Here is a 10,796-nt window from a genome sequence, read left to right as displayed (position 1 = left end):
CGCCCGGGATCGCGGGAGGGGGACCCGCCGAGTTCGCGTCCCCGACGCTGCCTGTTAGACTCTGACGTCGGTCCGGTTCACCGGATCAACGCGCGAGTGGCGGAATGGTAGACGCGCTGGCTTCAGGTGCCAGTGTCCGCAAGGGCGTGGGGGTTCAAATCCCCCCTCGCGCACAGCAGAAGGGCCGGATCCTCAGGGATCCGGCCCTTTCTCGTGCTCGGGGACCGATCACCGCGGACACGACGATGGCCGCGGGGTGGAGTCCCGCGGCCATCATCGGTGTGCGTCGACCGGCAGGAGGAGGACCCGGTCGGTCGCGGGGTCGTGCGCTCAGTCGCCGGGCCACTCGCCCGTCGCCTTGGCGAACGCGCGGGCGCCCTGTCGCTGGACGAGCGCGCGAACACCGGAGAAGATCGCGCCCTGGATGACGGCGGCGAGCAAGATCTCCTTGAGCGGGAACTCGGACTGCGTCGGGTTTGGCGGATCGCCCTCGCTGTTCGGGCTGGCCCGCTTCCAGACCTGCTTGAACACCGCCGACGCGATGAGTCCCGCGAGGATCGACGAGATGAGCCCGACCGGCTGGTACAGGATCTTCGCCGACGTGCTGGACTTCGCGGGCTTGGACGCGGCCATCAGCCGACGGCCACCTGACGGCCCGCGAGGATCTCGGTGCGCTCGGACTCGGTGAGACCGCCCCAGACGCCGTACGGCTCCTGAACGGCGAGCGCGTGCTCACGGCACCGGTCGATGACCGGGCACGTGGCGCAGACGGCCTTGGCGTTCTCCTCACGGCGGTGCCGCTTCATCCCGCGCTCGGCCTCGGGCGAGAAGAAGACGGAGGAGTCGGCACCCATGCAGGCGCCCTCCCACTGCCATTCGTAGGACTCGATGATGGGCGACGGAAGTCGCTTGATGTTGACCATGTTTCCTGCCCCTTCCCCAAGGGTGAGGACTGACGCGAGCTGGGTGCACAACTCGGTGAGTAGTCCGACCGTACTACTCAACCTATTCACTAGGCAAGCGACTTGAATAGGTTTTATGATTTCCCCATGCACCGCCGCTGGACCGTGGGGACTCTCTCCGAGATGTTGGGCATTGCCGCGCCCACTCTTCGTACGTGGGAGCGCCGCTACGGAGTGGGTCCCACCTTCCGCACCGCCGGCGGTCACCGCCGCTACACGATCGTCGACGCGGACCGCGTCGCCACGATGGCACGCTTCATCGAATCGGGGATTCCGGCGCATGACGCGGCCGAGCGGGTCAAGCGCCTGTCGCCCCACGAGCTCGCCGCGATCGTCGGCGCCGGACCGGCCGGCCTGCGGGCCTCGGCCCACGAGCAGGCGGTCTTCGACATCATCGAGGGCGCCAAGGAGCTCGACGCCGCGCGGGTCCAGGAGGCGGCCGAGAAGGCGATCGACCGCTTCGGGATCGAGGAGGCCTGGGACGCCGCCATCGCACCGGCCATGATCGAGATCGGCCTGCACTGGGAGGACGGACGGATCGGCGTCGCCGCGGAGCACCTCGTCACCGCGTGCGTGCTCAGTGCCCTGCGCGCCGCCGCGCACCAGTACCCGACGAAGGGCCCGGCGCGTGTGGTGCTGGCCAGCGTCGAGGACGAGCAGCACAAGCTGCCCGTCGTCGCGCTCGGCGCGGCCCTGGCCCGTCACGGTCACGCCTGGACCGAGCTCGGCGCGCGGCTGCCCATGGACTCGCTGGAGCAGTTCGTCGAGAGCAGCGAGCCCGACGTCGTCTTCCTGTGGTCCTCGGTCATCGTCCCGGGCGAGGAGGAGCTGGAGCGGTTCGCCGCCCTGGGCAAGCGCACGCACCTCTTCCTCGGCGGCACGGGCTGGCCGCACGGCGTCGCCACGTCGCACTCGCTGACCGAGACGGTGCAGCAGTTGCGGCGCGCGCTCGGCGACCCCCTACCCTGAGCCCCATGAGCGAACAGCACGTCGTCACCGAGATCGAGGGGCCCATCGCCCGCGTCTGGCTCAACCGCCCGGACAAGCTGAACGGCATCACGTTCGGCGTGCTGGACGGCCTGCTCGAGGCGGCCGACCGCATCGAGGCCGACCCGAACGTGCGCGCCGTGCTGCTCGAGGGCCGCGGCCCGTCCTTCTGCGCGGGCCTGGACTTCGGGCAGGTCATGACCGACAAGAAGCGCGTCGCCAAGTACTTCCTGCCCAACCCCCTCAAGGGCACGAACAAGTTCCAGCAGCCGCTGTGGGCCTGGCGTGAGCTCTCGGTGCCGGTCATCGCCGTCACCCGCGGTCATGTCTTCGGCGGGGGCATCCAGCTGGCGCTCGCGGCCGACTTCCGCTTCACCACGCCCGACTGCCAGTGGTCGATCCTCGAGGCCAAGTGGGGCCTGGTCCCCGACATGAGCGGCACGGTCGCCCTGGCCGAGCTGGTCAACGCCGACCTCGCCAAGCGTCTCGTGATGACCGGTGAGGTCTTCTCCGGCGAGCAGGCCGTCGAGTACGGCATCGCCTCGGGCGTGGCCGACGACCCGACCAAGCCCGCGCTCGAGCTGATCGACCAGCTGCTGACGCGCTCCCCCGACTCCGTCGCGGCCTCCAAGAGGCTCCTCAACGAGACGCGTCGCGCCACCCCGCGCCGCGCGTTCGCCCTCGAGCGCAAGCTGCAGAAGGCCATGTTCAAGGCGCCCAACACGGCCGCTGCGCGCAAGGCGGGCATGGAGAAGACCGAGCCCGAGTTCGGCCCGCGCACCTTCGGTCGCTGAAGCCGTCGCGCGATTCGGGACGTGGGGTCCGGATTGCTAGGGTTTGCCCGGTGAGCGAGGACAACAAGCCCAGCAAGAAGGTCGCCGACCAGTACGACCGGGGGTACGACTACACCCAGTACTGGAACAACCGCGACTACGAGAACGCCGCCGAGCAGGTCGCGATCCGTCGTCTGCTCCAGGGCCGCCGATTCGCCAAGGCCGCCGACGTGGGCGGTGGCTTCGGCCGCCTCGCCCTGCTGCTGCGCGAGTACGCCGACCGCGTGACGCTCGCCGAGCCCAGCCAGACCCAGCTCGACGCCGCCGAGAAGTTCCTCGAGGGCACCGACGTCATCAAGGCGCGCCAGCAGGCCGACGCCCTGCAGTTCGAGGACGGCGAGCTCGACCTCATCACGATGGTGCGCGTCATGCACCACATCCCCGAGCCCACCGACGAGTTCGCCGAGATCGCGCGCGTCCTCGCGCCGGGCGGCACCGCGATCATCGAGGTCGCGAACTACGGACACTTCAAGAACCGTCGTGCGTTCAAGAAGGCCGGCAAGGCGCTCCCGAAGGAGCCCGTCAGCATCCGCACCGTCGCGGCCGACGAGCCCGACGCGATCGCCTTCGTGAACCACAACATCGACACCGTCGTGAGCCAGCTGGCCGCCGCCGGCCTCGTGCTGGAGCGCAAGCTCTCGGTCTCGAACCTGCGCAGCCAGAAGCTCAAGCGGATCGTGCCCACCAACGCCCTCGTCGCGGTCGAGCGCGTGCTGCAGAAGCCGCTCGCGGCCAGCGACTTCGGTCCCTCGATCTTCCTGGAACTGCGCAAGCGCTGAGGTGTCGTACCGCACGATCGACCGGCCCGTCGGCGGCTTCGCCGAGGCCGAGATCGTCGTGCTGCGGTCGCGGTTCCTGGCGCGGGTGGGCCGGGTCGAGGACGAGGCGTCGGCGCGGGCGCTGATCGCCGAGGTGCGGTCGACGCACCACGACGCCCGGCACCACTGCACCGCGTTCGTCATCGGTCCCGACGGTGCGCTGCGGCGCAGCAACGACGACGGCGAGCCCTCCGGGACCGCCGGCCGGCCGATGCTCGAGGTCCTCGCCGGGCGTGAGGTCAGCGACGTCGTCGCCGTCGTCACGCGGTGGTTCGGCGGCACGCTGCTCGGCACCGGCGGTCTCGCCCGGGCGTACGCCGACGCCACGGCCGCCGCGCTCGACGTCGCCGGCACGCGCCAGCGCGTCCTGTGGCAGCGGGCGCGCGTGACCGTCCCGGTCACCGAGGTCGGCGCGATGGAGAGCCGGCTGCGCCGCGACACCGACGTCCTCGCCGTCGCCTACGGCGCGGCCGAGGTCTCCTACGAGGTCGCCACCGCCGACCTCGCCGTCCTCGACCGGCTGCCCTTCGAGACCCTCGAGCCCGTCTGGCGCGATTCGTAGGGGAGGTTTCCCCGGTTAACCGGGGAAACTGTCACTTCACGAGGTTTGCGAACCACGTGAAGTGACAGGAAACCTCGTTCAGTCACTGGCCGAGGCGGCCCAGGACCTCGCGCACGTGGCCGAGGGCGTCGGGGCTGCCCAGGCCGGTGGTGTCGTCGAAGTAGAGCCCGTCGCCGATCAGCTGGATCGTGCGCGCGAGCGCCTCGTCGGCGAGGTGGTCGTTGAGCACGCCGAACCAGGCGTCGCGGATGTCGGCGAGGGCCGTGCGGGCGCCGTGGTCGTGCTCCTGGGCGATGCGCGAGGCCGCGATGAGGGCGCGGTCGAAGTCGCTGCCGGTGTCCACCGAGGTCTCGAGGTAGAACGCGACCGGACCCTGAGGGGCGGAGCGCATCTGCTCGACGTCGCGCGCCGCCTGCTCGCGCAGCCGCTCGACCATCCCATCGACGAGCGCCTCGCGGCTGTGGAAGTGGTAGAGCAGACCACCCTTGGAGACGCCGGCCTCGGCCGCGACGGCGTCGAGCGTGGCCGCCCGGCTGCCCGCGCCGACCAGCAGTCGCTCGAAGGCGTCGAGGACGCGGTCACGGGTGCTGCGTTCCTCGGCCATGCGGCCCAGCCTAGTGATCGTCGAGCCGGCGAGGGCGAAACACGACGATCACGTGACCCCGATCACCGGAAAGCGTTGTGATCAGAGTCATTTTGGAACTGTACCGTCTGGACGGTACAGTTGCGTCCATGACGACGTACACGCCCGCCACGCACCGTGCCGGCCGACGCGAGTGGTTCGCGTTGGCCGTGCTGATGCTGCCCGTGCTGCTCGTCTCCGTCGACAACACGGTGCTCTCCTTCGCACTGCCCGAGATCAGCCGCGAGCTGCGCCCCAGCGGCAACCAGCTCATGTGGATCGTGGACGTCTACGCCCTCATGCTGGCCGGCCTGCTCATCGCGATGGGCAGCCTCGGCGACCGCGTGGGTCGGCGCCGCCTGCTCGTCGTGGGCGCCGTCGGCTTCGGCGTGGCCTCGGCGATCGCCGCGTTCAGCACGACCCCCGAGATGCTGATCGCCGGCCGCGCGCTGCTCGGCTTCTTCGGCGCGACGCTCATGCCGTCGACGCTGTCGTTGATCCGCAACATCTTCGAGGACGCGCGCGACCGCCGCACCGCCATCGCCGCGTGGGCCGCGATGTTCTCCGGCGGAGCCGTCCTGGGTCCCGTCGTCGGCGGCTACCTGCTCGAGCACTTCTGGTGGGGCTCGGTCTTCCTGCTGAACGTCCCGCTGATCATCGTGTTCGTGCCGCTGGCGCTCGCCGTGATCCCCGAGTCGCGCGACCCGCAGCCGGGCCCGTTCGACCCGATCTCGGTGCTGCTGTCGCTGCTGGCGATGGTGCCGCTGGTCTACGCGATCAAGCACGGCGCCAGCGCAGGTCTCGACGACGTCACCCTCGCGGCGCTCGCCCTCGGCCTGTCCTCGGGCTGGCTGTTCGTCCGCCGCCAGCAGCGCAGCGCGAACCCGATGCTCGACCTCTCCTTGTTCCGGAACCCGGTCTTCAGCGGCGCGCTGGCCGCGAACGCGCTGAGCCTCATGGCGCTCGCGGGCTTCCTGTACTTCGGCGCGCAGCTGCTGCAGCTCGTGCTGGGCCTGTCGCCGCTGGAGTCGGCGCTCGTCCTGGTGCCGGGCTCGGTGGCCACGATGGTGGCCGGCTTCGCCGCCGTGCGCCTCGTCGAGCGGGTGCCGGTGCGCACGCTGGTGCCGCTGAGCTTCATGCTCTCGTCGAGCGGCTACGCGATCGCCGCGTTCACCGGTCACCCGACGGTCCTGTCGGTCGCCGTGGCGTTCACGGTGCTCGGCATCGGCATCGGCCTGGCCGAGACGATCACGAACGACCTCATCCTGTCGAGCGTCCCCCCGCAGAAGGCCGGTGCCGCGTCGGCGATCTCCGAGACCGCCTACGAGATCGGCGCCGTGCTGGGCACGGCCGTGCTCGGCAGCGTGCTGACCGCGACCTTCCGCTCGCACCTCACGGTGCCCGCGGTGGCGAAGTTCGGCGAGCAGGAGAACGCGTTCGAGACCCTCGGCAGCACCCTGCAGTTCGCGGAGCAGTTCGGCGCGCCGGTCGAGGGCTGGATCCACGCGTCGGCCGCCTCGGCGTTCGACCTCGGCGTGCAGTTCACCGCCGGCGCCGCGATCTTCGTCGCGCTGGCCGCGGCGCTGGTCTCGCGACGCACCCTGCGGCACGGCTGAGCGGACCTACACTCGGCCCATGCGGGGTCGGATCGCGCTCGTCGCAGCTCTTCTGGTGGCTGCCGGGTGCTCCGGCGCGCCCGAGCCGAGCGATCCGCCGGACGGCTTCACCGCCCAGGTGATGCAGTACCGCGGCAAGCGGCTGACCCGCGACATCGCGGTGGCGATCCGCAACGACACGCGGCGCGACCTCACGATCTCGGCGATGCGGCTGGAGTCGAATCGCTGGCCCGAGGCCGTCGAGTGGGACGGCGAGGAGGAGATCGGACCCGGATTCGGCACGGGCATCGACGTCGATCCGCCGGCCGGCACCTGCCCCGAGGGGAAGGAGCTGGAGGCGGTCGCGGACTTCACCTACCGGTACGGCGACGAGGAGCGGCGCTCGAAGGTGCCCGTCGCTGATCCGTACGGCGTGCTGCGCGACCTCGTCGACGGCGACTGCGGCGAGCAGGCGTTCGCCGAGGCCACGACCGTCACCGTCGGCACGCCCGAGGTCATCGGCGACACGTGGTCGGCGCCGCTGGACCTCGAGCCGCGCGGGCCGAACGAGGTCGTCCTCCTGGGCCTCGCGCCGACCCTGCGGTTCGCGTTCGGGCCCGCCACGCCCACCGAGGTGGAGCTGCCGCTCGACCGGCCCCAGCGGCTGCGGCTCGAGGTCGTCATGGGGCGCTGCGATCCGCACGTCGTGGCCGAGGACAAGGTCGGCTCGCGCTTCGGCGTGCGCGTGAGGACCGCCGAGATCGAGCACGCCTACTTCACGCTGGACCTGGCCGACGACGTGCGCGCCTCCCTCGAGGACTTCTACCGCGAGCGGTGTCGGCCGTGAGTGACACACTGGCGCGATGACCGAGCACTACCCGCTGGACGACCACGCCGACTCCCGCTCGCTGCTCGTCGCCGCCGCCTACGTGGTGCTGCGCCGTGGCGACGAGGTCTTCGTGCAGCGGCGGCACGGCACGGGCTACCGCGACGGCTACTGGGCCGTGATCGCCGGCCACGTCGACCCGGGCGAGTCCGTGCACGAGGCCGCCGTCCGCGAGGCCGAGGAGGAGGCCGGCGTCTCGATCGCGCCCGACGATCTTCACCCGCTCACCGCGATCCACCGCTTCGAGCGCGGGGGCCCCCAGGTGGAGCAGCGGATCGACCTCTTCTTCGAGGTCACGCAGTGGGGCGGCGACGCCGAGCTGCGCGAGGCCGACAAGGCCTCCGACATGGGCTGGTACCCGCTGTCGGCGCTGCCCGAGCCGTTCGTCCCGCACGAGCGCGACGTGCTCGACCTCCTCGCGACGGGCACCCCGGTACCCGCGGTGATCTCGCTGCCCCTGTGACCCACCGCCCCGTGGCGCGATCTTGACGCAACCTGGCGGGCCCTTCCGCTGTGCGGCGCTCGGCGCCCTGCGAGCATGGTCCGGTGACCCGACGCGACAGTCTTCTCGCGGTGCTCGTCGCGGTGCTGTGGGGCTGCAACTTCGTGGCCATCCACGTCGGCCTGCAGGACGTGCCGCCGTTCCTCTTCCTCGCGATCCGGTTCACCCTCGTCGCGTTCCCGCTCGTGTTCTTCGTGGCCCGGCCGCAGGCACCGCTGCGCTCGGTCCTCGGCATCGGCCTGTTCATGAGCCTGGGCCAGTTCGGCCTGCTCTACCTGGCGATGGCGATCGGCATGCCCGCCGGCCTGGCCGCGCTGGTGCTGCAGGCCCAGGTCATCTTCACGATCCTCATCGCCGCCGCCGTCCTGGGCGAGCGCGCCTCGCGTCGCCAGGCGATCGGCGCCACCATCGGCACCGCCGGTCTCGCGATCGTCGCGTGGGGCTTCCACCAGGACGCGCCGCTCGTGCCGCTGCTCGTCACCGTCGGCGCGGCGCTCTCGTGGGCGATCGGCAACGTCATCGCCCGGGCGGCCAAGGTGCCCTCGGGCCTGTCGCTCGTGGTCTGGTCGGCGCTCGTCGTGCCGCTGCCCTGCCTGGCGATGTCGCTGCTGTTCGAGGGTCCCGCCGAGATCGGAGACGCGCTGGGGAACTTCGGCCTCGCCGCCTGGGGCAGCACGCTCTACACGGTCGTGCTGGCGTCGCTGGTCGGCTACACGATCTTCAACCGCCTCATGGCGTCCTACCCCGCGGCCAGCGTGGTGCCCTACATCCTGCTGGTGCCGCCGGTGGGGGTCGCCGCGGCGTGGGCTGCGTTGGGCGAGGTGCCCAGCACGCTCGAGTGGGTGGGCGGCGTCGTGATGATGGTGGGCGTCGCGGTCGCGACGGTCACGCTCCGGAGGCGAGAAGCGCGTCCCGCGCCATCGTCGCCAGCAGTCGTGCCATCGAGTCCGAGCTGATCCGCGCCGAGTGCGGCGTGGAGTTGATCAGGCCGAACACCGCCTGGGTGGCGGCTCGGGCCGTGCCTCGGTCGAGGTCGGGCCGCAGCTCGCGCAGCGTCTCGACCCACGCGTCGATGTAGGCCAGCTGCAGCTCGCGCACGGCGGCCTGCGCCTGCTCGGGCAGGTTCGACCACTCGCGGTCCTGGATCACGATGAGCGCCGGGTGCGTCAGGGCGAACTCGACGTGCCAGGCGACGAGGGCGTCGAGCGCGGCGGAGGCGTCGGGGGCCTCGGCCCGGCGGCGGCGCCCCTCCGACAGCAAGCGCTCGCTGATCGAGGTCAGCGACTGCGCCAGCAGGTCCTCCTTGCCGGCGAAGTGCTTGTAGAGGGCGGGGCCGGAGATGCCGCACGCCTCGCCGATGTCGTTGACCGAGACGCCGTGGTAGCCGCGCTCGGCGAACAGTCCGGCCGCGGTCTCGAGGATCTGCTCGCGCCGGCTCACGGAAGGAGCATAGCAGCGCAGGTTAATGAGTGTTAACCTTCGAGCCGTGAACATGCGAGAGCTCGTCGCCGAGCTGCGGGAGCGCACCGCGACCGCACGCCTGGGCGGCTCCGAGAAGGCCCGCGACCGCCACGTCGGGCGCGGCAAGCTGCTGCCGCGCGACCGGGTCGACCGGCTGCTCGACCCCGGGTCGCCCTTCCTCGAGGTCGGCGCGCTGGCCGCCTACGGGATGTACGGCGACGACCCGTTCGCCGTGCCGAGCGCGGGCATCATCACCGGCATCGGCCGCGTCTCGGGCCGCGACTGCGTGATCGTGGCGAACGACGCCACCGTCAAGGGCGGCACGTACTACCCGCTCACGGTGAAGAAGCACCTGCGCGCGCAGACGATCGCGGCCGACAACCACCTGCCGTGCCTCTACCTGGTCGACTCCGGCGGCGCGTTCCTGCCGATGCAGGACGAGGTCTTCCCCGACCGCGACCACTTCGGCCGGATCTTCTTCCACCAGGCGCAGATGTCGTCGCGCGGCATCCCCCAGGTCGCGGCCGTCCTCGGCTCGTGCACCGCCGGCGGCGCCTACGTGCCCGCCATGAGTGACGAGACCGTGATCGTCCGCGACCAGGGCACGATCTTCCTGGGCGGCCCGCCGCTGGTGAAGGCCGCGACGGGAGAGGTCGTCACGGCCGAGGAGCTCGGGGGCGGCGAGGTCCACGCCAAGGTCTCGGGCGTGGTCGACCATCTCGCCGACGACGACGACCACGCGCTGCAGCTGGTCCGCTCGATCGTCGACACGTTCGCCCGTCCGCAGCAGTCCACGATCACCCGCCGCGAGGCGCTCCCGCCGCGTGAGGACCCCGACGGCCTCTACGACGTGGTCCCGGTCGACTCGCGCACGCCGTACGACGTCCGCGAGGTCATCAGCCGCATCGTCGACGACTCGCGCCTGCACGAGTTCAAGCCGCTCTACGGCGACACGCTGGTCTGCGGCTTCGCGCACATCGACGGCTGGCCCGTGGCGATCATCGCCAACAACGGCATCCTGTTCAGCGAGTCGGCGCTCAAGGGCGCGCACTTCATCGAGCTGGCCAACCAGCGCGGCATCCCGCTGGTGTTCCTGCAGAACATCACCGGCTTCATGGTCGGCAAGGAGTACGAGAACGGCGGCATCGCGAAGGACGGCGCCAAGCTCGTCACGGCCGTCGCCTCGAGCGTCGTCCCGAAGTTCACCGTCGTCATCGGCGGCTCGTTCGGCGCCGGCAACTACGGCATGTGCGGCCGCGCCTACGACCCGCGCTTCCTGTGGATGTGGCCGAACGCGCGCATCTCGGTGATGGGCGGCGAGCAGGCCGCATCGGTGCTCGCCACCGTGCGCGGCGACTTCGAGTCGCCCGAGGCCGAGGAGGCGTTCAAGGCGCCGATCCGCGACCAGTACGAGACGCAGGGCTCGCCCTACTACTCCACCGCGCGGCTGTGGGACGACGGGATCATCGATCCCGGCGACACCCGCCGCGTCCTCGCGCTCGGCCTCGCCGCCGCCGCGCACGCCCCCGTTCCCGCGCCGAATTTCGGCGTCTTCCGGATGTGAGAGA

13 protein-coding genes and 1 tRNA gene are annotated in these 10,796 nt (G+C 71.1%); 10 read left to right on the top strand and 4 right to left on the bottom strand.

The window, feature by feature from the left end:
* Nucleotides 1-90 precede the first annotated feature (90 nt).
* Nucleotides 91-173: transfer RNA gene (locus O3S82_RS16710), tRNA-Leu, on the top strand.
* A gap of 157 nt (nucleotides 174-330) precedes the next feature.
* Here the strand turns inward: O3S82_RS16710 and O3S82_RS16705 are convergent.
* On the bottom strand, nucleotides 331-633 hold the full coding sequence (locus O3S82_RS16705) for a DUF4235 domain-containing protein (RefSeq protein ID WP_269304364.1): 303 nt from the start codon (nucleotides 631-633) through the stop codon (nucleotides 331-333).
* Entirely contained in the window at nucleotides 633-923 is a 291-nt protein-coding gene (locus O3S82_RS16700) for a WhiB family transcriptional regulator (protein ID WP_179424212.1), read from the bottom strand. The genes O3S82_RS16705 and O3S82_RS16700 overlap by 1 nt, the downstream gene beginning before the upstream one ends.
* A 126-nt stretch (nucleotides 924-1,049) precedes the next feature.
* Between O3S82_RS16700 and O3S82_RS16695 the strand changes: the two genes are divergently transcribed.
* The 4 genes from O3S82_RS16695 to O3S82_RS16680 are packed head-to-tail and all read left to right on the top strand — an operon-like array spanning nucleotide 1,050 to nucleotide 4,162.
* Nucleotides 1,050-1,931: a MerR family transcriptional regulator gene (locus O3S82_RS16695; protein WP_269304362.1), complete on the top strand. Its 882-nt coding sequence runs from the start codon at nucleotides 1,050-1,052 to the stop codon at nucleotides 1,929-1,931.
* A 5-nt stretch (nucleotides 1,932-1,936) separates the two neighbouring features.
* Nucleotides 1,937-2,743, top strand: coding sequence for a crotonase/enoyl-CoA hydratase family protein (locus tag O3S82_RS16690; RefSeq protein WP_269304360.1), 807 nt, complete (start codon nucleotides 1,937-1,939; stop codon nucleotides 2,741-2,743).
* 50 nt (nucleotides 2,744-2,793) lie between these two features.
* Nucleotides 2,794-3,561, top strand: a complete 768-nt coding sequence (locus O3S82_RS16685; RefSeq protein ID WP_269304358.1) for a class I SAM-dependent methyltransferase — start codon at nucleotides 2,794-2,796, stop codon at nucleotides 3,559-3,561.
* Between the two features lies 1 nt (nucleotide 3,562).
* Complete coding sequence (locus tag O3S82_RS16680) at nucleotides 3,563-4,162, top strand: IMPACT family protein (RefSeq protein ID WP_269304356.1); 600 nt, start codon at nucleotides 3,563-3,565, stop codon at nucleotides 4,160-4,162.
* A gap of 82 nt (nucleotides 4,163-4,244) precedes the next feature.
* Here O3S82_RS16680 and O3S82_RS16675 read toward each other — a convergent pair whose 3' ends face one another.
* Nucleotides 4,245-4,766, bottom strand: a complete 522-nt coding sequence (locus tag O3S82_RS16675) for a TetR/AcrR family transcriptional regulator (protein WP_179427466.1) — start codon at nucleotides 4,764-4,766, stop codon at nucleotides 4,245-4,247.
* A 128-nt stretch (nucleotides 4,767-4,894) separates the two neighbouring features.
* Here O3S82_RS16675 and O3S82_RS16670 point away from each other — a divergent pair, with 128 nt between their 5' ends.
* The 4 genes from O3S82_RS16670 to O3S82_RS16655 all read left to right on the top strand — a co-directional run bounded on the left by O3S82_RS16670 (nucleotide 4,895) and on the right by O3S82_RS16655 (nucleotide 8,723).
* On the top strand, nucleotides 4,895-6,400 hold the full coding sequence (locus O3S82_RS16670) for an MFS transporter (RefSeq protein ID WP_269304354.1): 1,506 nt from the start codon (nucleotides 4,895-4,897) through the stop codon (nucleotides 6,398-6,400).
* A gap of 19 nt (nucleotides 6,401-6,419) precedes the next feature.
* The gene (locus O3S82_RS16665; protein WP_269304352.1) at nucleotides 6,420-7,226 is read left to right on the top strand and encodes a hypothetical protein; all 807 of its coding nucleotides are present in this window, start codon (nucleotides 6,420-6,422) and stop codon (nucleotides 7,224-7,226) included.
* A gap of 16 nt (nucleotides 7,227-7,242) precedes the next feature.
* Complete coding sequence (locus tag O3S82_RS16660) at nucleotides 7,243-7,728, top strand: NUDIX domain-containing protein (protein WP_179427472.1); 486 nt, start codon at nucleotides 7,243-7,245, stop codon at nucleotides 7,726-7,728.
* 83 nt (nucleotides 7,729-7,811) lie between these two features.
* Nucleotides 7,812-8,723, top strand: a complete 912-nt coding sequence (locus O3S82_RS16655; RefSeq protein WP_269304349.1) for an EamA family transporter — start codon at nucleotides 7,812-7,814, stop codon at nucleotides 8,721-8,723.
* On the opposite strand, the gene O3S82_RS16650 is transcribed toward O3S82_RS16655, so the two are convergent.
* A complete protein-coding gene (locus O3S82_RS16650) occupies nucleotides 8,653-9,207 on the bottom strand; it encodes a TetR/AcrR family transcriptional regulator (protein ID WP_269304347.1) in 555 nt (184 codons plus the stop codon). The two genes, O3S82_RS16655 and O3S82_RS16650, sit on opposite strands and share 71 nt — an antisense overlap.
* Before the next feature lie 52 nt (nucleotides 9,208-9,259).
* Between O3S82_RS16650 and O3S82_RS16645 the strand changes: the two genes are divergently transcribed.
* On the top strand, nucleotides 9,260-10,792 hold the full coding sequence (locus tag O3S82_RS16645; protein WP_269307078.1) for a carboxyl transferase domain-containing protein: 1,533 nt from the start codon (nucleotides 9,260-9,262) through the stop codon (nucleotides 10,790-10,792).
* The last annotated feature ends 4 nt before the right edge of the window (nucleotides 10,793-10,796 follow it).

The organism is Aeromicrobium sp. HA (assembly GCF_027171405.1).
Taxonomy (GTDB): Bacteria; Actinomycetota; Actinomycetes; order Propionibacteriales; family Nocardioidaceae; genus Aeromicrobium; species Aeromicrobium tamlense.
This window is presented reverse-complemented; position numbering and strand designations above follow the sequence as displayed.